Raw genomic sequence first — 22,586 nt, 5'->3', positions numbered from 1 at the left:
CTCCGCTCCTTTTTAGAGGAAGTGAAAAGATGAAAAAGGTATTTTATTTTGGCTGTGTCTTTTATTTTTTTATTGGGACCATTCATGTGTTTTTTGGCAGCTTAACGCCTTATTTGCTGTCGAGTTACGATAAAGGTCCCGGGGAATTATCATCTTTAATTTTTTTTCAGTTTATTGGTTTTTTGACAGGTGTTCTGTTATCCCCCATTCTAGTGAGAAAAAAAGGCTATGGCGCTGTTCTGACCATGGGTCTTTTGCTGATGATCGGCTCACTTCTGCTGGGGCTATTGGTGCCGGGCTGGACAACGCTTGTGCTGGCAGGTTTTTTTCTTGGGAGCGGCGCAGGCAGTCTTGAGACAACAGCCGGTGCGTATGTCATTTCGATGGCTAATAGTGCAAAGCGCATCAGTATCATGGAGGTCTTCTTTGGATTAGGTGCGCTGTTATTTCCGCTAGTGATTCTGCTGACTGTCACAGAACAGACATGGCAGTATGTGTTTTTATTTCAGGTGGGTGCGCTGACATTTTTCCTTATGCTTTGGCTTGTTTTTATGAACAAGCTGCCTCATGGGCAGATGGATGCTCCTTCCACAGGAGGGACGCGGAAACCGTCCTTACTTGTTGATCGAAACAATCGAATGATCGTGGTGATTATGATTTGCTTTGCCTTTTTCTACGCAGGGATTGAAACGAATTTTGCGAACTTTTTGCCGTCGATCATGCTGGAAAAAGGGGGAGAAAATTGGGGCCTCTTTGCGGTCTCTACTTTCTGGACAGCGATCGTCATCGGCAGAACCGTGATTGCGAGAAAAGCTGATCAGCTGCATCCGCTGCGTTTTTTAAAGCTAAGCGCATCACTTATGATTCTGCTGCTTTTGATATTTGCTCTGACAACCCACATCGCCGCGCAGCTGATCCTCATCTTTTTCATCGGCCTTTGCGCAGCTGGCATGTTCCCAATCGCACTGACAGCATCTGCCTTAATGATTGAAAATGCCATCGATGAGGCAACGAGTTATTTTATTGCAGCCGCAAGCTTAGGCGGAGCCTGCTTGTCCTTTTTGATTGGATTTAGTCTTGAATGGGCAGGAGCGGCAAGTGCCGTCTTTGTATTTGCCTTCTTAGCTGTTCTTCTGTTTGCAGCTGCGATTCAAATGAATCGTTCTAAGAAAAAAGAAACGGTACACGCGCAGCAGTCGGCACTGAAAGCAGATCGCTAAGCGGCTCCCCGTGGTCCACCTGAAATGATGACAAAGGACTTGTACTAAAACGCAGAAAGTTTGAATAACATGTACAAGTCAGCATCAAAAGGAGGACGTCTATGTGGCGGTGTTTTTTGGTTATATCTTTTTAGGGTTGTCACTTTCAGCGCCTGTTGGGCCAGTCAATGCAGCCCAAATCGACAGAGGGATTAAAAGTGGATTTTGGCATGCGTGGATTTTTGGTGTGGGGGCTATGGCTGCGGATATTGTCTATATGCTCCTCATCTATTTTGGTGTCGCCCAGCTTTTGACTGCACCTCTTGTAAAAACCTTTTTGTGGCTGTTCGGCTTTTTCGTTTTGACTTATACCGGCATTGAAAGTCTGCGTAAAATCAATTTGCAGGAGAGTCCGAAAAAGGACAGCGAAAACACATCAATTGGCAAATCGTTTATGACCGGATTTTTCATTTCTCTATCTAATCCGCTCAGTATTTTGTTTTGGCTTGGCATCTATGGCAGCATTTTAGCCAATACGATCGAAAAGTATGGAGCTTCCCAAATGCTCATGTACAGTATGGCTATTTTTATTGGCATGCTGATCTGGGATTTCAGCATGGCGCTGCTTGCTAGTTCGTTTAGGCGTTATTTAAGTGAACGTGTTTTACATGGCTTATCCGTTCTTGCAGGTCTATCTTTACTTGGTTTCGGCGCTTATTTTGGGTATCAAGGGATTATGGCGTTGATTGGGTAGAAAAACAGACTGACACATTCAGTCTGTTTTTTTGTAAGGATTGACAGACATAACACATTCTTGAATAATGATGGAATAGAAAATGGTTTGAAGGAGCTTTTGCTATGCGTATGTTTCTGCCAGTATTCAACTATGTGTGTATGCTGATTTTAACAGTCATCACTGCAACATTCGTTTATACGTTTTTATTCATGCCGCCTGAAGTGGGCTTTAGTTATGTGGAGATGACCAGTCTGATTATTTTGCTCGCTTATGTTATTTTTGCTGCACCGATTCAGTTTGTTTTACACCGGCATCCTAAGAGGTTTCGAAGCCGTGACTTACTGATTTATTTTATTGCGGCATGGGTGGTTTGTTCGGCTTTGGCTTTATGGATTGATTATGGGCTTGTTGTGTTCATCAGCTATAAAGTCTATTTGTTTAGCTTCTGCGCTGCCCTTATTTATTGGGTGCTGGATTCCGTCTTTTTGATGAAGAACCGATCGTAGGAATGACGAAAGGCTCTCTATTAACTTACACTAGTCTGATCATACATTTGTCATGCGCTAGGAAAGTCGTGGAAGGACAGTCACCACAGCCATTTGCACCTCATAGGCTATGGAGAAGACGCTAAAACGAGGTGTAAGGAAATGGCCCAGCTGTATGCAAAAAGTTGCCTTGATCAAAATCTACGATCACTAGAAGAATGGAAGCAGGATGCTTTCACACAATTTGGCGAGATGGTAGGAGATGAAGCAGATACATTCCCTTGTGTACCCGGAAGACAGGGATTTTTTCTCGATCATTTACGCTATGGGTTTGTTGGTGACCCGAGGGAAGATGAAGCGGTGGATGAATTAGCCCAGCTGCTGAGAGAATATCAAGGCTGTGCGAAAGAAACCGGTCAATATGCTTCATTTATCTGTTTTTTTGAAACACCGCAGGATTTAAAGGAAAGCTCGCTTGAAGAGTTTGAGCAGCAGTTTTGGTCGCTGCTTCAACGGCTGCATCATAAAGATGAAGAACCGTGGCCTGAGGAGATTCCGTTAGATACTCATCATCATGAGTGGGAGTATTGCTTTCATGGTGAAGCGTATTTTATTTTGTGCTCCACACCTGCTCACAAACTCAGAAAAAGCCGCCACTTCCCTTATCTCTTGATGGCATTTCAGCCTAGATGGGTGTTTGAGAAATTGAATGGATCGACCAAGTTTGGACAAAAAATGAGCCAGCTCGTTCGCAAGCGGCTCAAAGCATATGATGAAGTCAGTGTTCACCCATCATTAAAATGGTACGGGGACCCGACCAATCATGAATGGAAGCAATACTTTCTCCCAGATGAAGAGGCGGAGAAACCAGCCTCCGCCAAATGTCCATTTACTGCATTAAAAAACATGATGAAATTATGATGCGGTCTGATCCTGCTTCCACTTTTTCCTCATAAATAGCACCATGATGGCAATCACTGCAATGATCCCAAGGCTGATAAAAAAGCCAGGTCGTCCGCTTGCCTCTGTTAATGTGCCTGATACAGCGGCTCCAATTAAGAGCAGCGCAAGAATCATTTCGCACGTTTGGCGAGTGGATGGCTTGGATAGCTTTTTACTTGAGAACAGAATAAAGATCCATGTGTACAGCAGGGTAAGACCAGCTGCTGTTGTGAGATGCTCGTAGATGTGTTTGGACAAAAAGAGTGCAAGCAAAATCGAGACAATTAAGCCAGCAGCAGTTAAGATAATCGAAGACCATCTCACATGCGATGGATCTTTTTGTTTAAAACAAGCAGGTGCATCTTGATGCTCTGACATTGTGCCAAGCAGCGTTGTGACTGCATAGAGAGAGGCAACCAATGTCGAAAAACCAGCAATAATGAAAATGCCATTAAAGATATGAAGAAAGATCGATAAATGAAACGGCTCTAATGAAGTGATAAATGGACTGCTGTTCTCATTAAAGGCTGTCACTGGGACAAGCAAGAGAGCAAGTCCGATCGATACGATATAGATGACAGCTAGAATGATCAGCATGACGCGTCCAGCTTTTGCCGCATCCTTCGGGTCCTTTAAATGAACCGCCATCAAACCCATGACTTCAATTCCCCCAAATGCATAAAACGCGTAAATCAAACCATTCCAAAGACCAAGCGGGCCAAGAGGCATCCATTCGTGATCCTTGTTAGGAAGATGCAGGGTCGGTTTATGTTCTGTCAAAATGCCGAATAACACAAGCACCGCGAGAATCATAAACAGAAAAATCGCCGCTGTTTTCAGTACCGCAAGAACATTTTCTGTCTTTTGAAAAGAAGAAAGCCCGATGATAATGACGAGCAGGGCAAGAGCGGAATAAATCGCAGAAAACACCCAAAGCGGAACAGAAGGAAACCAGTGGCGGGTAAATAGAGAAATGGCTGTTAACTGACTTCCTGTTATCAGCATTTCTGCAAACCAATACACCCAGCCATTGCTAAACCCTGCCCAGCGTCCATATGCTTTACGAGCATAGGAACAAAACGATCCTTTATCAGGGTTATCGGCTGTCATCGCAGCCAAATGTTTAAAGACGAGATACGTTCCGACCGCAGCAAGCAAAAAGGAGATGCAGACGGAATAACCGGATTTTGTAATGGCGATGCTGGAACCAAGGAAGAAACCAGTGCCAATTGTACAGCCGACTCCGATGAGAGAAAGCTGCCACCAAGATAAAGATTGTTCTTCTTTCAATGCAAGTGCAACACCTTTCTATTTCAATGACATTAGCTTGTGACCGCCTCTTTTTTTTATACATGATCAAGGGGACATTTTGGGCATACTGTCATGGAAAGGAGTGCATGTGATGAACGGAGAATACGTCATTTTACCAAAGGGTAGACTCGGCTTTCGTTTAGGAAAAGGCCAATGTATGCGAGTGGTTGATGTCGAAGGCCAGCAAGTAGCAGATGTGATGGCCTATCATGAAAAGGATTTTTATGAAAAATTTGACCAAGGTGCGACAATGGACAGCCTATTTTCATCCAAAGTGAAAAAAGGCGATAAGCTCTATTCTAATTTATATAAACCGATGTTTACGATCATTGAAGATACAGTGGAATGCCATGATTTATACATGCCCGCCTGCCGCCAAGAGATGTATCAGCTTTTATACGGCCGGACGCACTTAGAGGTCATGCATACATGCTACGATAATTTGCGGACTGCTTTTGAGCCCTTTGGAATTCCAAAGGAGGATATGTACTATCCCTTTAATGCCTTTATGAATACAGTCATTGATGAAAAAGGAAAGCTGTCTGTCGAGCTGCCAAAATCGCTGCCCGGTGACTACATTCGCCTGCGGGCTGAAATGGATCTCATTGTGGCCGTGTCTGCATGTCCTGCTGATATTGGGAAGTGTAATGGATCAAGCTGTACATCCATACGGGTAGAAATCGATTAAAAAAGAAAAGGACCAGTCCATAAAGACGTGGTCTTTTTCACTTGTGAATGTTTGATCATCTAAGAAATAGGGGAACGTCTAACAAAATGTTCTTGATGAAAACATGGTATAATGAAGATTCAAAAAACGTTGTTAAATCAATGAATTGTGAGTAAAACCTGTTCTCTTCATGTAGAGGATGCTTAGGAGGAAAAGTGTATGAGTTTGCAGAAAAAGATCAGCCAAGAGTTGCATGTGCAGCCCTCAATTGACCCAAAGCAGGAGATCGAAAAACGGGTTGGATTTCTAAAAGAGTACTTGAAAAAAACCGGGGCAAAAGGATTCGTACTCGGCATTAGCGGCGGGCAGGATTCAACGCTTGCCGGATGTCTTGCACAGCTTGCTGTCAGTGAGCTTCGTCAAGAAGGAAAAGAGGATGCGGTCTTTATTGCGGTACGCCTTCCGCATGGTGTGCAGCAGGATGAAGATGATGCACAGCTCGCTCTATCATTTATTCAGCCAGACAAGTCGTGGAAATATGATATTGCACCTGCAGTGTCCGCATTCAGTGATCAATATCAAAAGGAAACGGGCGGACCATTGTCTGACTTTAATAAAGGGAATGTCAAAGCACGCATGAGAATGATCGCGCAATATGCTGTCGGTGGTGAGGAAGGATTGCTTGTCATCGGTACAGATCATGCAGCTGAAGCAGTAACCGGCTTCTTCACGAAGTATGGTGATGGCGGTGCAGATGTTCTTCCGCTCACAGGTTTGACAAAACGCCAAGGCCGGGCGCTTTTAGAAGCGCTAGAAGCACCGGAACGCCTGTATTTAAAGAAACCAACAGCCGATCTGCTGGACGACAAACCTCAGCAAACGGATGAAACAGAACTCGGCATTACGTACAATGAAATTGATGATTACTTAGAAGGAAAACCAGTGTCGGATCAATCAGCAGAAGCGATTGAAAAGCGCTATGTTCAATCAGAGCATAAACGCCAAGTACCCGCTTCCATGTTTGATGACTGGTGGAAATAAAAAAGAGACCTCTCCAGAAGATGGAGAGGTTTTTTTATGTCGAATTTCAAGCGGGTTTGACAAAATAACCAAAAATTCATTAAATTAGTAGAACGATATACTTGAGTCCATTTAACTAAATATCGATTTTTTTGATCAAAAAAAGCAAACATAATTAGTTCGATTCACTTAATTTCACTTCTATTGACAGTATTTTCAGAAAAAATAATTGACGAACGAAAAGAATGCGCTTACAATGAAACCACATTCCGAAAAGTGAAATTAGATTCCACTGGATGGAATAAAGGGGTGATTCACCTCCAAATAAGAAGCTAAAGGAATGATTCACACAATGAAAAATCGAAGTGCACTGGAAATTTACAAAGAGGGAGGCGCTTGGTGGGAGACTGAGATTAGTCATATTCAAAAAAATTCAATTGAACTTCGAGGGTTTCCGATTGAAGAACTGATTGGTGAATTGTCTTATCCACAAATGCTCTATTTACTGCTTGTTGGTGAATTATTGGATGATTCAAAAGCAGCTCTTTTTGAAAGTGTTCTTGTCGCAGGTGCGGACCATGGACCAAGAGCGCCATCTATTGCAGCAGCTAGAATGGCGGTGACTTGCGGCATTTCGTTTAATTCCTCTGTTGCAACAGGGGTGAATCTATTAGGTGACATTCATGGCGGAGCCGGAGAGAAGGCTATGCGTATGTTATACGAGGCCAAAGCGATCTACGATGATCAAAAGGATATACACTCTGCGGCAAAGCAAGTGTGCCAAACATGGTTAAATCGTAAGGAAAAAATTCCGGGAATCGGCCATCAGCTTCATGATGATGATCCGAGGGTGAGACGTCTATATGAGCTGAGTCACACACATGTCCAGCAAGGTCTTATCAGCGGCACATATTTACGGTTAGCCGAAGCGATTAGACATGAGCTTGAACAACTGAAAGGGAAGAAAATCACGATGAATATAGATGGTGTATCTGCTGCCATCCAATGTGAATTAAACATTCCAGCAGAAGCAGCAAAAGGCATTTTTTCCTTATCCAGAGGAATGGGCATCGTGGCGCATGCATATGAGGAGCTGACAAAAGGAGCCCTCGTGAAGGGACCTTGTCCGAATGAAGAAAGCTTGGTTCGTTATGCAGGACATGGAACGCGGCACTTGAAGGAGGGAGAAAAAATTTGAGTGGTTTAAAAGCATTGTCATATATAAACGGCGAGTGGCTGGATACAGGTCGTGTGAAAACAGATATCATCAATCCTTACTCAGGAGAAAGGATCGGAACATCCTATCTCGCCTCATCAGAAGACATAGAACAGGCACTTTCTATTGCGCAGCATGCTAAAAAACAAATAGCGGGAATATCGGCAATCGAACGCTCAAAGCTTCTAACAAAAGCAGCCACCTTGCTTGAAGAACAAAAAGACCATTTTGCAAAACTGATTTCGCTAGAATTAGGCAAACCGCTTAAAAATACAAGAGATGAAGTTTCGCGATCAATCGAGACGCTGGCGCAATCGGCGGAAGAGGCGAAGCGATTAATAGGTGAGACCATTCCTGGCAATGTATCATCGCGTGGACAGGGAGCAATGGCCATGACATTTAAAGTACCAGTCGGAGTTGTGCTGGCGATTACCCCTTTTAATGCACCGCTCAACTTAATTTGCCACAAAGTCGGTCCGGCCTTTGCGGGAGGGAATGTCATTATTTTGAAGCCCGCACCGCAAACATCAGCTGTTGCCACAGCGTTTGTCAAACTCCTTCTCGAAGCAGGGTTTCCTGAGGCTGGTTTGCAGCTTGTGATTGGCGGGGTCGAGGCTGGGAAACAGTTAGTCACTGATGAAAGAACGAATCTCATCTCTTTTACCGGCGGGGCTACCGGAGGTGAACATATTACAACCTCTGCGGGATTAAAAAAGGTACTGCTCGAACTCGGAGGGAATGGCGCGACGATTGTTCATCACGATGCAGATATTGAACAAGCCGCATCCCTTTGTGCCAAAACAGGCTTTAGTAATTCCGGTCAAAGCTGTATTTCTGTTCAAAGAATTTATGTCCACCAGGAAATTATGCCGTCGTTTACTGAGGTATTAAAACAAAAAGTAGAGCAGCTTGTCGTTGGAGATCCGCTGTCCAGTGAGAGTGATATCGGCTGTATGGTCGATGTACAGGCCGCGCAGCGTGTTGAAGCATGGATACAAGAGGCAGAGAGCATAGGTGCTAAGCTTTTATGTGGGGGAAAAAGAAATGGAGCGAGCATCACACCGGCTATTTTGCTAAACCCTCCGAAACAGGCCAAGGTCGTCTGTGAGGAAGTGTTCGGTCCAGTTGTCAGCATTCTCCCTTATGAGGAGCTGGAGGAGGCAATTAAAGAAGCAAATGATAGTCGATATGGTTTGCAGGCAGGGATCTTTACGAATCAGCTGGATGTGGCATTACACGCAGCAAAAGAGCTTGAAACTGGCGGGGTTGTCATCAATGGGACATCGAATTTTAGACTGGATCATTGGCCTTATGGTGGGATTAAGCGAAGTGGCCTTGGAAGAGAAGGTCCGCGTTTCGCCATCGAGGAGATGACCGAAACCAAAATGGTCGTGCTTCCAAATGGTCTGTGAAAGGGGCGTATGGATGTGAATGCATTTCAGCAAAAGGTAAAAAGTGTGCAGACAGGCGGTCAGCCAATGATTTGTACGCCGCTCATCGGACAAACAAAGGAAGAATTATTTCATGAGGTCGAGGTGTTAACTGAGAAAAAGCCTGATGTGATAGAGTGGCGGGCGGATTTTTTTCATCACCTTCATGACAAGGAACAAGTGATAGAAACCCTTAAGGGAATGGTAGAAAAGGCAAAGGGCATCCCATTTTTATTCACCATTCGTTCTGAAAAGGAGGGAGGCGAAAGTATATCACTCTCGGAATCTGAGAAGGTTTCTTTGCTTGCCGAGCTTTGTTCCACTCAGCTTGTGGACGCCGTTGATTATGAATTGATGCATGATGTGACACATATACAGCAAGTCAGTCAGGCGGCTAAAAGAAATGGGGTCACCTTGATTGTGTCGTATCACGATTTCCAGCGTACCCCTGAGGTAGATCGTCTCGTGCAGCTATTCGTCAATGCAGAATCAGTCGGCGCCGACATCGCAAAGATCGCAGTGATGCCGCATTCCTATGACGATGCATTAACACTGCTCTCAGCGACCAGCCATGCGAAAAAGCAGCTGTCAATTCCCGTTATTTCGATGGCAATGGGGGAATACGGGGCTTTTACAAGAATGATTGGCGGACTTTTTGGATCTATCATGACCTTTGCTGTAGGGAAAGAAAGCTCAGCTCCCGGGCAAGTGGCGATACAGGATTTGAACAATGTTCTATCTATTGTGTTTTCAAAGAATAAGTGAGTAGCAGATTCATAGCTGCACCGTGAGAGGAGAGAAACATGAAGAAGAATATTTCTACACAGGTTATTCAGTACTTAGAAAATCGGGGAGTCGAGCATATTTTCGGTCTCTGCGGTCATACGAATATTGCTTTTTTATCAGCGCTTGAAAAAAGCCGGATTCAATTTGTAAATGTCAGGCATGAACAGATAGCGGCACATGCAGCAGATGGTTATGCGCGGGCAAAGAAACAGACGGCTGTTGTTCTCAGTCATCTAGGTCCTGGACTCACCAATGCGGCAACAGGGGTAGCGAATGCAGCACTTGATTCCATTCCAATGGTTGTCATTGCAGGAGATGTCCCAAGTCATTACTACGGAAAGCACCCACATCAAGAGATCAATCTTCATTCCGATGCCTCTCAATACGAAATTTACCGGCCGTTTGTGAAAAGAGCATGGCGAGTCGATATTCCAGAATTATTTCCAGAGATTTTATCAAAAGCATTTCAGTTAGCTGAAAGCGGCCGTCCAGGCCCGGTGCTTATTTCTGTTCCAATGGATGTGTTCTCAAAGGACCTAGATGTGTCCCTGTTTGAACAAATCAACCATCATACACACACCATTGAAAAACCTTCTATTGATGATCAAACGGCCAATCGGATATTAGATCGATTACTGCAGGCAGAAAAGCCGCTCTTATATGTAGGGGGAGGTATTTTACTAGCTGATGCAGCTGAAGAATTAAAGGCATTTTCTGACCATCTGAGTATCCCTGTTGCCCATTCCTTGATGGGGAAAGGAGCCATGCCGGATGATCACCCAATGACCCTTGGAATGACAGGGTTTTGGGGGACAAAATTTATCAATGATCAGTGCAAAGAGGCGGACTATATATTGGCTTTAGGCACCCGTTTTGCTGAAGCTGATGCGAGTTCGTGGGAATCAGATTATACGTTCCGCTTCCCATCAACCAAGCTCATCCATATTGATATTGACCCGAATGAAATTGGACGTAACTATCCTGTTGAAATTGGAGCAGTAGCCGATCTTAAGCAAGCCTTGACTGTACTCAATCGAGTGGCGAAAGAAAGGCAGCCAGAAGGTATCGATCGTCCTGAACTGAAAAAGGACATTGCGGCATATCGTGAGGAATTTCAAAAGAGCAATCTGACGAATGTTCAAGATGAATCCTTCCCAATGAAGCCGCAGCGCATTTTGCAGGAAGTGCGGGAAGTATTGCCGCCAGATGCCTTTATTACAACGGATGTTGGCTGGAACAAAAATGGGGTCGGACAGCAATTTCCTGTGCTCACGCCAGGGACCATTTTAACGCCAGGCGGTTTTGCAACGATGGGATTTGGAGCCCCTGCCGCACTTGGGGCAAAAATTGCCCAGCCTGACCGTGTCGTTGTGTCACTCGTTGGGGATGGCGGCTTCGGTCAAAATCCATCCGTTCTCGCAACAGCCGTTGAAGAAAACATTCCTGTTGTGTGGATTGTGATGAATAACAGTGCATTTGGCACAATAGCCGGCTTGCAAATGGCGCACTATGAAACGACGTACGGCACTGTTTTTAGAAAAGGTGGAGAAAGCTATTCTCCGGATTTTGCTGCCATTGCAAGAGGTTATGGGATGAAGGGAATTAAAATCACCTCTGCTTCTGAATTCAAAGAAGCTTTAGCTGAAGCCATTGCTTCTCAGCAGCCTTGCGTTATTGATGTAGCAATGAAAAATGATCCTGTACCTACGGATGGACATTGGAATATTAATGATATTTATTCACCAAATTCAAAGCGCTCACATGTCAGCGTGAATTAAACAGAACGAGGGAGGAATGAACAATGAAAATTAAAGTATTGAATCCGTTTCAAGATGGGAACCCATTATGGTTAGGCTTAGATCATCCAGAGGAGCAGATGATTCGAAAGGTATTTCAAACCATTACACCAGATACTGTTGGATCAGAACATATGATGGCGGGTCTCACCATTTTTGAACCGGGGGAAGCAAGTTCAGTGCACAATCACCCGGGTTCAGAGGAATTTGATTTTGTGATTAAAGGATCTGGCGAAGTCATTTGTGATGGAGAAAGACAGCCCTTTAAACAAAATGATTTTATGTTCATTCCTGACGGTGTTCCGCACCAGCATGTCAATACAGGAGATGAACCTTTATGGCTCATTTGGCTCTACACACCGCAAGGGCAGCTTCCAAAGGATTAAAAAACTGCACCGGTAAGCCTCCTTTTGAATCATCAGGGCCTTCCGGGTCAATCAGAAAGATGAAAAGGGCTAAAATAGAAATGATTTTAGCCCTTCATCACTTGAATGAAAGGGAGTCAAGCAATGAATATGAATACACCGCTCGAAGGAATAAAAATATTAGACGTCTCTACGATGATTGCTGCACCCTATGGCGCGGTGCTTCTAGGGGATTTTGGTGCAGAGGTCATCAAAGTCGAGATTCCTGGTAAAGGCGATACGCTGCGGCATGTTGGCCCTTTTGCAGATGGGGAACCACTTAGATGGTCAGGTCTCTCACGGAATAAGAAATCCCTTACACTGGATCTGCACAAAGACGAAGCAAAAGACATTTTTAAAAAGCTTGCAGGTCAGGTCGATGTGCTGATTGAAAATTTCCGCCCTGGAACACTCGAAAAATGGGGCGTTGGGTACGATGTGTTAAAAGAAATCAACCCTCGTTTAATCATGATTCGTGTATCGGGTTATGGACAAACGGGTCCGTTTAAGGACAAGGCCGGATTTGGAACACCGGCAACGGCGTTTAGCGGCTTTACATATATTCAAGGGTTTCCAGACCGGCATCCAGTCAGCCCTTCCTTTTCTCTAACTGATTATATTGCTGGCATCTATGTGGCGTTTGCTACTGTGACAGCGATGTATTACAGGGATACACATCCAGAAGGAACTGGGCAAATGGTGGATTTGGCCCTCTACGAATCTGTGTTTCGTATGTTAGAGTTTTTGGTTGCAGAATATGACAAGCTTGGAAAGGTGCGTGAGCGTTCACCGGGGCTAAGCGGACATTCAAGCCCTGCTGGTACCTATGAGACAAAGGATGGGCATTATTTGGTTCTTGTGACGAGTACAGATTCGACCTTCAATCGATTGGCAGAGGCAATGAATCGATTAGATTTACTAGAGAATGAAAAATTCGCGGTCAATGCATCCAGGCTGAAGCATAACAAAGAAATGGATGCGATCGTCTCTCAATGGATCGCGTCGAAAACAAGGGATGACGTATTAGAAATTTTAGATACACATGGTGTCCCTGTGAGCCCAATCTTAAGTATTCGGGATATTTTTGAGCATCCGCAATTTAAAGCACGAGAGAATATCGTTGAGGTGCATCACCCTCGTCTTGGAAAAGTGAAGGTGCCTGGGATCATTCCGAAGTTTGAAAAAACACCTGGAAGTATCCGTCATATTGCACCTGATTTAGGCGAACATAATTATGAGATTTTAACAAATATGCTTGGCTTAACAGAAGAAGAGTGTAAGCGGTTAGAAGAAAAAGGGGTTATTTAATACGCTCAAACCGAACCGCACGCTGCGGAAACAAAGGAGGATGGTTATGAAAGTGCATTCAGAACTGAAGGGGAATGAATTGCAGCCCGCATATGTGAAACCAACGAAAGCCCGTTTTGGCATATTGATTCTGTTGTTTTTTATTACCGCTATTAATTATATTGATCGAGCCAGTGTGTCCATTGTTGCTCCTGCGATTCAATCTTCATTGCAATTAAATCCTGCCTTATTAGGCCTGATTTTTTCGGCATTTAGCTGGACATATACAGCGATGCAAATACCAGGCGGTTTTATTCTCGATAAATTTGGATCAAAGGTAACGTATGGGATATCACTCGTTACTTGGTCTATTTTCACAGGCTTACAGGCGTTTGCGAACAGCTTTGCCTTTTTATTCGGCTGCCGTTTGTTTATTGGGATTACAGAATCTCCCGCATTTCCTGCAAATAACCGTATTGTCACCACATGGTTTCCAAGGCGGGAACGGGCTTTTGCAACAGGTGTTTATACTGCTGGAGAGTATGTGGGTCTTGCATTTGCGACACCTCTTCTTTTTTGGATTATGACGACTTTCGATTGGAGAACCGTCTTTATTACGGCAGGTGCGCTCGGTATCATATTTGCTTTCTTTTGGTACAAGTATTATCACGAACCGAAAGAGCATCCGAAGATAAATGAAAATGAATTAGATTTAATCCGGCAAGGTGAAGGGCTGACAGTCGCATCACAGGAGAAGCTGAAATGGGCAGACTTTGCCGCCCTTCTAAAATATCGTAAATTAATCGGGCTTTATATTGGCCAATTCTCTGTTGCGTCTACTCTTTTTTTCTTTCTAACGTGGTTTCCGACCTATTTGGCAGAGGCGAAAAATATGGCGTTTCTCAAGGTAGGTTTTGCTGCTTCTCTTCCTTACATTGCTGCATTCTTTGGCGTCTTGTTTGGAGGTTATGTGTCTGATTGGCTGCTCAAAAAGGGCGTATCCGTTAATGTAGCGAGGAAGCTGCCGGTAGTGGTGGGCTTGCTGATGACGAGTACCATTGTTTTAGCAAACTTTACAACAAATATCCCGCTTGTGCTGACCATTTTATCCATCGCTTCATTTGCGCAAGGACTGTCTAATATCTCTTGGACGATGCTGTCTGAGGTAGCACCGCGGGAAATGGTTGGGCTGGCTGGCGGCGTATTTAACTTTTTTGCTAATTTAGCTGGGATCATCACTCCGCTGATTATCGGATTCATCGTGTCGGCGACAGGCTCTTACAATGGAGGAATTTTATTCGTCAGTTTAGTCGCTTTAGGCGGGGCATTGTCGTACATTTTTATCGTAGGTAAAATTGAACGTATTCAATTAAAACCATAGCGGGAAAGCAAAAGAGAACTCATACCAAGATGAGTTCTCTTTTCTATGTATAAAAGATCACGGTGATGATCGCTGCACATGCGATACCCATGCTGATATAAAGGCTAGCAAACCATATATTCCAGCGAGTGATACGGTAAGGGTTGACCTTCATCAAATCAGCTAATAGGGAGACAGAAACATTAAAAGGACTAAACATAACAGTTGATGTTCCAGCAACGATCAGCATGATTGCAATGGGAAGAGCAGGAAGTTCATGGATGACTGGTGCCATCATGCTGACTAACAAAGCAAGTGAGACAAGCGGGTGAAAACCGCAAAGAGCGGTGATCAGAAAATACAACCCAATGACACAATAAACCCAAATGGCATGGTCAGATATACTGACAATAAATGCTTGAATCGGCTGCATACTGTTTGTGGCAAGCAGCATATCGACAAAGAAACCCGCACTTAAAAATAGACACATATAATTGGAGAGCTGACGGGTTCGTTCTTTCCAATGAGGAACAGAGACGGCGGTATATTGTTTTCTTTTTTTGATAACAGAAGAGAATAATAGAGCAAATGGAATAATCGTTAGTACAACAGCGAATAAATAGCCTTTCCCAATCCATGCATCGACAAGTGAGACGGCTGTCATAAAACTCAGCAGCATGAAAGCGAGCTGAAGGGTTTTTCGCTTAATTCGATGAGGATTGGCGTTTGTTTCTGCAGACTGAATAATGTTTGGTAATCGTTTGCTTTGATGAGAAAAAAGCATCCAATCTATCGCCAGCACGACGACCATTAAACTAAAAGTAATGGGTGCAATTTGATAATATTTTAGTTTGGTTGCATCAATGGTGACGCTTACCAGTACTTCAACAGGACTCCAGCTTAAACATAATGCATATGACCTTAAGAGGTTGCGTGTATAAAGATGTTGTTTCACTTGTTCTTTTAGGGATTCGAGCGACGGTTTGAGCGATGTATATAGTAAGGGAATCGTCGCGATATTTAAAAACATGCCGAGAATATGAGTGACAAATGAACTCTTGCGATAAAGCTGGTTTGGGCTCGTTGTACGCAGCGTGAGCAGTTTATTTAATTGTGTATCGAAATGTCCAACATGTATGAGAGAATGAATAAAAGGCAGCATGAAAAAGAGAGAAAGCAAGCCCAGCATGGAATGAAAGTGAAGAAAAAGCGTGTGCAATGGCTGGCCGGATAAGAAGAATAAGAACAAACCAATGATGAGAAATACAGCACCTGTTTTCAAATAAAGCCCATTTGCTTTCTTAAAAGAAATGGTGAGTGAAGCAGCGGCCAGCAGACCAACAAAATAGGAGAGTATGGGAGCAGGAAATAGTTGATGAACAATATATAGACTTATAAGAAGTGTAAAAACGAGCAGGTACATTCAAATATCTCCTCCATCAAATATCTTCAATTGATTTCATTCCGACTGGTGGAATTTGTTTTCTTTTAGTGGAACGTTTAAAATGGATTATAGCAAAATCGATCGTTGATGTCGATAAGAAATCAAAGGGGAAAAGGAGAAAATGAACATGGCTGATAAGAAGTCAAAAGAAGAATCAGGACTGCGTACAGTTCAGCGTGCTTTGGATATTCTTTATTGTTTTAGTGAAGAACGTCAAGAGCTGACGCTAACGGATATTTCAAAAGAGATGAATTTAGCAATGTCTACGACAACGAGACTGCTCAAGGCGCTTGAAATGAATCATTTTGTGGAAAAGAATCAAGAAACAATGAAATACCGATTGGGTCAAAGGCTTTATCTCCTCGGATACATTGCAGGGAAGTCCATTAAATTGAGAGAACTGGCTAAACCACTCATGTACACACTTCGTGATGAAACAAAAGAAACCGTCAACTTGTATGTGCTGGATTCAACAAGCAGGGTTTGTATTGAACAAGCGGAAGGGCTGCAATCGATTCGGCATCTTGTCAAGATTGGTGAGAAGCTGCCATTGCACGCAGGTGCAGGCGGAAAGGTATTATTGGCATTTCAAAGTGAAGAATTTCAACAAAAAGTATTAGCGTCTGAGGCTGATCATGTGATGAGAGATGACTGGCAAAAGGAACGTAAACATATTCTTGACACGTATACTTCTTGCAGCATCGATGAACGAGAGGTAGGATCTGCGGCAGTAGCGGCACCAGTCTTTAACATTCATGGGGAAGTGAAGGCTTGTTTATCCATATCGGGTCCAACCCACCGGTTTACTGAAGAAATCATTCCCCAGCTGCAGCAAAAAGTGAAAGAACAGGCACAGAGGCTTTCTGAACAGCTCGGCTACGTCGTCAAACACAATTTTTAAGATTGCCTATCTTTTCACGCTCCATTTATCATATAATAGAAACATTATGTAGCATTCCTTGTCGTAGGGAGGACGTGTCACGACCATGAAAAACAATAGAGAAATTCCTGTAAGACAGCGGAATATTGTCCTCATTGGCTTTATGGGTGTTGGGAAAACAACCATTGGGCAGCTGGTTGCCAAAAAGCTATATAGAGATTTTATTGATGTCGATCAGGAGATTGAGAAAAAGTACAACATGACGATTCCAGAGATGTTTCAGCAAAAAGGAGAAGCATTCTTCAGGCAGGCTGAAAAGGATTATATCGTCGATTTATGTGAACATACACAGCTCAAGATCGTCTCCCTTGGAGGCGGTGCATTCAAACAGGAAGAAATCAAACGCGCCTGCTTGAAGCATTGTACCGTTCTTTTCCTTGATCTATCGTGGGAGAATTGGAAGCAGCGGCTTGATATTCTAATTGAAAACCGTCCTGTTCTTCACAATCGGACGCTTGATGAGATGAAAGAGCTGTTTGAAGAACGCCGGGAGATTTATTCTCTTCATAACTCCAGAGTGGAAACAGATCATTTAGAGGCTGAGGAAGTCGCTAATTATATTGTGGACACACTCAAGCTTGGCTGGGATTTATATTCGAAATAAAAAAAGTCTACCGTTTAGGGTAGACTTTTTTCTATTGAATTCTTTTCCTTCGTACATAGGATGATGCTTTGACAACCAACATTTATTTATCCTTTTTTTGGTGTGTGGCCGTTTGGAAAAAGCGTTAATCCTGCTTCAATCAGTTCATGATGAGGAGGTTTTTGATATAGATCATTTTCTTTTCCGGAAAAATAAAAAAGTATCTAAATTTTAATAATATTTATTTGAATTATTAAAATTTTTAAAAAATAATGTTGACATCTTCTGTGAGAACATTCTATGATTGTTTACGTAAACGCTTACCGTAAACGTTTACTATAAACGAATGGGGAGGAATTTGTGATGAAAAACAAAGAAAAATGGAGCGGTGTATTCCCGGCGGTCTTAATTCCTTTTAAAGATGACTATTCAATTGATGAACCTGCTTTTCGTAAGCTTGTTCGCTGGGTGGCGGAGCACGAAGGGATTAACGGGATTGTTGTCAATGGACATACTGGCGAGATTATGACTTTGCTGCCACATGAACGAGCTGAGGCTGTGCGTATTGCAGCCGACGAATTAAAAGGGGAAGTACCTGTCATTTCCGGGGTTTCAGCTGAAGGGACAATTGAAGCAATCCAGCATGCAAAAGCCGTTCAAGAAGCTGGCGGAGAAGGTATACTTCTCATGCCGCCGCATTCATGGCTGAGATTCGGTATGCAGCCTGAATCACCTGTCCAATTCTTTAAAGATGTTGCAGAAGCGATTGATATTTCAATCATCGTCCATCAATATCCAACTTGGACAAAAACCTCATATACAACCAATCAATTACTAGAAATGTCGGAAATTGAAAATGTTGTCTCATTTAAAATTGGCCAAAGAGACATGGCACAATATGAAGTCGATGTGCGCGCATTGAAAAAGCATGCACCAGATGTATCGTTGCTCACATGTCACGATGAATATTTATTGCCAACATTAGTTCAAGGAATTGACGGGGCGCTTGTAGGTTTCGGCTGTTTTGTGCCAGATTTGATCGCTGAACTTGTGAAATGTGTGAGAGAACAAGACCTTGCAGCGGCTAATAAAGTGTACGATAGAATCTTTGAATTAAAGCATGCTGTGTATAAAATGGATGAACCTTCCTCTACCTCTCATCTGCGAATGAAGGAAGCGATGTTCCAGCGAGGTTTGATCAGCAGTTCGCTTGCTAGGAAGCCGGTATTACCTTTAACTCAAAAGGAAAAAGAAGAGATTCGCCAGGGCCTTCAAAGTGTTGGTTTGCTTAAGGAAAACGTCAGTAGATAACAGACCATTGATTTCATGATGAAGGTGAGTCAGGTTATAATAGAGAAAAACAACAGACTCCCGGAGGTATGAAATGTGTCAGTAAGTATTAAAGATGTAGCATTGAAAGCAGGAGTGTCTATAGCCTCTGTTTCCCGAGTATTAAGTGGTAAACCAGGAGTAGGTGCTCAAACGGCTGAAAGAATTAAACAAGTGATTGATGAGTTAGGCTACCGCCCTAATTTAGGAGCGAGAGGGCTCGTGAAAAGAAAGACTGGGAATATCGCTGTAGTGGTTCCTCGCGGTTCTTATATTTTGAATAATCCATTTTTTTCGACGATTTTAGATGGTATAGCGAAGGAATTAGATGAGACCGAATTCAATATGCTGATGTCATTTACATCTGTACAGCAGCAGCGATTACTTGAGACGCAGGCTGTAGATGGTGCCATTTTATTTTCTCCAAGAAATGAAGAATTGAGCATGGATTGGTTAAAAAGTTTGGCTATTCCCATTATCGTTGTCGGAAGTTACTTAGAGGATTCTCCATTTCCATGTGTCAGGCCAGATGATGAAGAAGGTGTGTGTCAATCTGTAACAGCCTTATTTGATAAAGGTCATCGAACCATTGGGCTGGTGAATGGTCCAATGAGTTCGATGCATAGTGTGAGGTATTACAAGGGGTACGAGCGCACACTGAAACGTTTAGGATTAACAATGAACAAAGAGCTTGTGTTTGAGTTAGATGAATTTGATGGGGGAAAAGTAGTAGAAGTGGTTTCTCAATTTCTCCAAGGAAACCAGCACATGACTGGAGTTGTTTGCTCTTCGGATTTTTTGGCGATGGGGGTCATGAAAGCTGCAGATATCGCAAATGTGTCAATACCTCATGATTTGTCTGTCGTTGGTGCCGATGATGTGCCCATTGCAAGTTTTTTAACCCCTTCTTTATCTTCTGTTCATGTTGATTTAGTTGGAATGGGAAGAAAAGCTGTTTCTTTACTAGCACAGCTATTGGAAGGAGAACAGTTAGAGGCGATGGAGCATATCTTCCCTATGTACTATATAGATCGGGGCACCACGGGAACGCCAAAAAAGCAATGATGGATGCTGAAAACTCGTAAGATCGCTTGAGAATTTCTCTTGATTTAAAATGTAAGCGATTTCTTTAGCGCTCTTCGGCATGTACTTTTGCATCATTTCCTCCAATAAGGAGGAGATACCATGACGTTAGAACTCAGTGGAAATTCAAATTCTCATGATGAGCAAGTTGTTGATAGAGCTTCACAACTATTGACTAGGATGGAAAGTGTACCTTTTTCGAGATGGCATTTAAAACCTCGGATCATTATGGGATCTGCTACCTTTTTTGATGCTTTTGATGCGCTATCTTTAGCGTTTGTTCTCCCGGTCCTCATCGGCATGTGGAATTTATCACCTGCTCAAATTGGTCTTCTTATTGGGTCTGGTTATATAGGACAAGCGATTGGTGCTATTTTCTTTGGGTGGTTAGCAGAAAGGCGCGGCCGTGTATTTAGTGCAAAGTGGACGATATTCCTCATGTCTATTATGAGTATCGCATGTGTATTTTCAGGTAATTTTATGGCCCTTTTTATTTTCCGTTTTATACAAGGGATTGGAGTTGGAGGAGAGGTGCCGGTAGCAGCCTCATATATCAATGAGTTGTCCCGGGCCCAAGGAAGAGGCAGATTTTTTATGCTTTATGAGATGATTTTTCCATTAGGATTAATGATCTCAGCTCAAATTGGGGCATTTGTTGTACCTAGCTTTGGGTGGAAATGGATGTTCTTGATTGGAGGCATTGGAGGTTTAATCGTCTTTGTATTCTTTTTCATGCTGCGTGAATCGCCAAGGTGGCTTATTTCGAAAGGCAGGTTAGATGAAGCCGAAAGAATTATTGAAGAAATTGAAGCTAGTACTGACAAACGAATGCCTGTAGCAAATCAAGTATCCAGCAGTACTGAAAAAGGCGACTGGAAAGAGCTATTTTCAACTTTTTACCGTAAAAGAACATTGGTCGTATGGGGACTATGGTTTTCTGCCTACTTTGTATCGAATGGTTTAAATAACTGGTTACCGAGTCTTTATAATACGGTTTACCATTTGCCAGTCGGAGATTCATTAAGGGCAGCATCTCTCACAAATATTTTACAGACCATAGGGGTATTCGCTTGTGCATTCTTAATTGATAAAGTGGGACGGAAGCGCTGGGCAACCATTGCATTTGTATTAACAGGTGTTTTATTAACTGCTTTATGGATCAGCGGAGCGAATTCTCCAGAAAGCGTCATCTATTTAGGGTCCGCAGCTTACGGAATGATGGGGACAATTACAGTTCTTCTTTATCTATATACACCTGAAATTTATCCGACACGTATGAGGGTGATTGGAACAGCGTTTGCTACAGCATGGCTTAGGCTGGCCTCAGCGATCGCTCCTATTATGATAGGTTTTATTTTAGAGGTAAGCGGTGTTTCAACTATTTTTATTCTTTTTGCAAGTGTGACTGTAGTGGGAGCAATTCTTGCTTTTAAAATGATAGAAACGCGCGAGAAAGTATTAGAGGATATTGCGCCGTAAGTTACGCGTGCAGTGAAGAACTTATTCCAAAGAGGGTAGGTTCTTTTTTTATTCAGAGGACCTAAAATGCCTCACCTATCTTCGTTCATTTATCATATAATAGAAACATGATCTAGCACTCCTTGTCGTGAGGAGAGACGTGTCACGAACATAAAAGCCACCTGTGAGACAGTGAAGATGTATATTCGAAATAAAAAGTCTACCGACGATGGTAGACTTTTTCTATCAGTTTAATTCTTGATTCCTTGAAGCAGTGCAGCTTTTAAACAGAAGGAAATGGGCTGATGCTGTGCATCGAATTGAAGCTGAAACAGCTGCTTTGTGTCAGAGTCTGCGGCTTGAAGGTGGGAAACGATCTCCTTTTGAACATTCTCTGGTGTGCGTCCACGTATAATCCAGTCCTGATAATCAATATGCAGATCCCAGTAACGAATATCTTCTTTAGTCAAATGGTTGTCAGCGAAGAGCTGTTTCCATTCTGATAACGAGCTTTCCCGCACATGAGAAGGGTCTCTCAGTCTATTTAGATGATTAATAAATGAATCCTGTGCAGGGTTTTCGGGTGCATAATGATCAACGAGGAGAAATTTGCCGCCTTTCTTTAAGACTCGACTGATTTCCGATATGGCTGCCGGAAGGTTTGGAAAGTGGTGAGCAGCAAACCGGCACGTCACTAAATCAAATGATTCATCAGAGAAGGGCAATGCTTCTGCGGCTGCCTGCTTAAAAGTAATATGTTCTAGGTGGCGTTCTTCCGCAAGTGCTGCTGCAACCTCGATCATTTTTTTTGTGACATCAATGCCGACCCCTTTAGAGATAACGTCTGAAAAGGAAAAAACGGTATGTCCTGCCGCACAGCCAATATCAAGTAAATGCTCATGTCCCTTCGCATTTGCTGTTGTTTTCATCCATTCCAGCTCTTCTCCAGCTGCAAATATAGGTGAATCTCGATAGTTCTCGGCATTTTGTGAGAATTGGTTCTCGGCTTTAGCATATGGATTCATTTCTTTTCCCCCTTTGTGGTCTCTTTATCGTAGAATTCCTTCTGTTATTTGTCTAAGACATAAAAGATATGACATGGATAGTTAA

The 22,586-nt window shown here is 43.0% G+C and carries 21 protein-coding genes; 18 read left to right on the top strand and 3 right to left on the bottom strand.

What is annotated here, in order from left to right; all coding sequences use genetic code 11:
• The first annotated feature begins 29 nt into the window (after positions 1-29).
• The 4 genes from NSS92_RS12635 to NSS92_RS12620 all read left to right on the top strand — a co-directional run bounded on the left by NSS92_RS12635 (position 30) and on the right by NSS92_RS12620 (position 3,341).
• Positions 30-1,220: an MFS transporter gene (locus tag NSS92_RS12635; protein ID WP_267587789.1), complete on the top strand. Its 1,191-nt coding sequence runs from the start codon at positions 30-32 to the stop codon at positions 1,218-1,220.
• 103 nt (positions 1,221-1,323) lie between these two features.
• Complete coding sequence (locus NSS92_RS12630) at positions 1,324-1,953, top strand: LysE family translocator (RefSeq protein ID WP_024424337.1); 630 nt, start codon at positions 1,324-1,326, stop codon at positions 1,951-1,953.
• Between the two features lie 104 nt (positions 1,954-2,057).
• Positions 2,058-2,441: a UPF0715 family protein gene (locus NSS92_RS12625; protein WP_267587788.1), complete on the top strand. Its 384-nt coding sequence runs from the start codon at positions 2,058-2,060 to the stop codon at positions 2,439-2,441.
• Between the two features lie 141 nt (positions 2,442-2,582).
• Positions 2,583-3,341 carry a YqcI/YcgG family protein gene (locus NSS92_RS12620; protein WP_340868388.1) on the top strand — a complete coding sequence of 253 codons (759 nt, stop codon included), beginning with the start codon at positions 2,583-2,585 and terminating at the stop codon, positions 3,339-3,341.
• Here the strand turns inward: NSS92_RS12620 and NSS92_RS12615 are convergent.
• Positions 3,336-4,652 (bottom strand): amino acid permease, encoded by a 1,317-nt coding sequence (locus NSS92_RS12615; protein WP_034283246.1) that lies wholly within the window; start codon positions 4,650-4,652, stop codon positions 3,336-3,338. The two genes, NSS92_RS12620 and NSS92_RS12615, sit on opposite strands and share 6 nt — an antisense overlap.
• 112 nt (positions 4,653-4,764) lie before the next feature.
• On the opposite strand from NSS92_RS12615, the gene NSS92_RS12610 reads away from it, so the two are divergent.
• The 9 genes from NSS92_RS12610 (at position 4,765) to NSS92_RS12570 (ending at position 14,660) form a co-directional block, all read left to right on the top strand.
• Positions 4,765-5,361, top strand: coding sequence for a DUF1989 domain-containing protein (locus NSS92_RS12610; RefSeq protein WP_047202087.1), 597 nt, complete (start codon positions 4,765-4,767; stop codon positions 5,359-5,361).
• Positions 5,362-5,559: 198 nt separating this feature from the next.
• Positions 5,560-6,381, top strand: a complete 822-nt coding sequence (gene nadE / locus NSS92_RS12605) for an ammonia-dependent NAD(+) synthetase (protein WP_340868385.1) — start codon at positions 5,560-5,562, stop codon at positions 6,379-6,381.
• A gap of 319 nt (positions 6,382-6,700) precedes the next feature.
• Positions 6,701-7,558: a citryl-CoA lyase gene (locus NSS92_RS12600; RefSeq protein ID WP_267587784.1), complete on the top strand. Its 858-nt coding sequence runs from the start codon at positions 6,701-6,703 to the stop codon at positions 7,556-7,558.
• A complete protein-coding gene (locus tag NSS92_RS12595; RefSeq protein ID WP_340868381.1) occupies positions 7,555-8,988 on the top strand; it encodes an aldehyde dehydrogenase family protein in 1,434 nt (477 codons plus the stop codon). Before NSS92_RS12600 ends, NSS92_RS12595 begins: the two co-directional genes overlap by 4 nt.
• A 9-nt stretch (positions 8,989-8,997) precedes the next feature.
• Positions 8,998-9,771 (top strand): type I 3-dehydroquinate dehydratase, encoded by a 774-nt coding sequence (aroD, locus tag NSS92_RS12590; protein WP_340868379.1) that lies wholly within the window; start codon positions 8,998-9,000, stop codon positions 9,769-9,771.
• A 38-nt stretch (positions 9,772-9,809) separates the two neighbouring features.
• Positions 9,810-11,570 (top strand): thiamine pyrophosphate-binding protein, encoded by a 1,761-nt coding sequence (locus NSS92_RS12585; RefSeq protein ID WP_340868377.1) that lies wholly within the window; start codon positions 9,810-9,812, stop codon positions 11,568-11,570.
• Between the two features lie 23 nt (positions 11,571-11,593).
• Positions 11,594-11,974, top strand: coding sequence for a cupin domain-containing protein (locus NSS92_RS12580; RefSeq protein WP_340868375.1), 381 nt, complete (start codon positions 11,594-11,596; stop codon positions 11,972-11,974).
• Positions 11,975-12,097: 123 nt separating this feature from the next.
• Positions 12,098-13,300 carry a CaiB/BaiF CoA transferase family protein gene (locus NSS92_RS12575; RefSeq protein WP_340868372.1) on the top strand — a complete coding sequence of 401 codons (1,203 nt, stop codon included), beginning with the start codon at positions 12,098-12,100 and terminating at the stop codon, positions 13,298-13,300.
• Between the two features lie 46 nt (positions 13,301-13,346).
• Complete coding sequence (locus tag NSS92_RS12570; RefSeq protein WP_267587780.1) at positions 13,347-14,660, top strand: MFS transporter; 1,314 nt, start codon at positions 13,347-13,349, stop codon at positions 14,658-14,660.
• Between the two features lie 43 nt (positions 14,661-14,703).
• Here the strand turns inward: NSS92_RS12570 and NSS92_RS12565 are convergent, their stop codons facing one another.
• The gene (locus tag NSS92_RS12565; protein WP_340868370.1) at positions 14,704-16,062 is read right to left on the bottom strand and encodes a hypothetical protein; all 1,359 of its coding nucleotides are present in this window, start codon (positions 16,060-16,062) and stop codon (positions 14,704-14,706) included.
• Positions 16,063-16,210: 148 nt separating this feature from the next.
• Here NSS92_RS12565 and NSS92_RS12560 point away from each other — a divergent pair, with 148 nt between their 5' ends.
• The 5 genes from NSS92_RS12560 (at position 16,211) to NSS92_RS12540 (ending at position 21,497) form a co-directional block, all read left to right on the top strand.
• Positions 16,211-16,984 carry an IclR family transcriptional regulator gene (locus NSS92_RS12560; RefSeq protein WP_340868369.1) on the top strand — a complete coding sequence of 258 codons (774 nt, stop codon included), beginning with the start codon at positions 16,211-16,213 and terminating at the stop codon, positions 16,982-16,984.
• A gap of 85 nt (positions 16,985-17,069) precedes the next feature.
• Positions 17,070-17,627 carry a shikimate kinase gene (locus tag NSS92_RS12555; RefSeq protein WP_142946482.1) on the top strand — a complete coding sequence of 186 codons (558 nt, stop codon included), beginning with the start codon at positions 17,070-17,072 and terminating at the stop codon, positions 17,625-17,627.
• A gap of 342 nt (positions 17,628-17,969) precedes the next feature.
• Positions 17,970-18,917, top strand: coding sequence for a dihydrodipicolinate synthase family protein (locus NSS92_RS12550; RefSeq protein ID WP_041106634.1), 948 nt, complete (start codon positions 17,970-17,972; stop codon positions 18,915-18,917).
• 75 nt (positions 18,918-18,992) lie between these two features.
• Positions 18,993-20,000, top strand: a complete 1,008-nt coding sequence (locus NSS92_RS12545; RefSeq protein WP_095407685.1) for a LacI family DNA-binding transcriptional regulator — start codon at positions 18,993-18,995, stop codon at positions 19,998-20,000.
• Between the two features lie 120 nt (positions 20,001-20,120).
• Positions 20,121-21,497, top strand: coding sequence for an MFS transporter (locus NSS92_RS12540; protein ID WP_267587774.1), 1,377 nt, complete (start codon positions 20,121-20,123; stop codon positions 21,495-21,497).
• Between the two features lie 230 nt (positions 21,498-21,727).
• Here the strand turns inward: NSS92_RS12540 and NSS92_RS12535 are convergent, their stop codons facing one another.
• Positions 21,728-22,501, bottom strand: coding sequence for a class I SAM-dependent methyltransferase (locus tag NSS92_RS12535; protein WP_163114406.1), 774 nt, complete (start codon positions 22,499-22,501; stop codon positions 21,728-21,730).
• Between the last annotated feature and the right edge of the window lie 85 nt (positions 22,502-22,586).

The organism is Bacillus sp. FSL M8-0166 (assembly GCF_038008825.1).
GTDB lineage: Bacteria > Bacillota > Bacilli > Bacillales > Bacillaceae > Bacillus > Bacillus safensis.
Note: the sequence above shows the minus strand (reverse complement) of the source record. Positions and strands in the feature narration are given on the sequence as shown.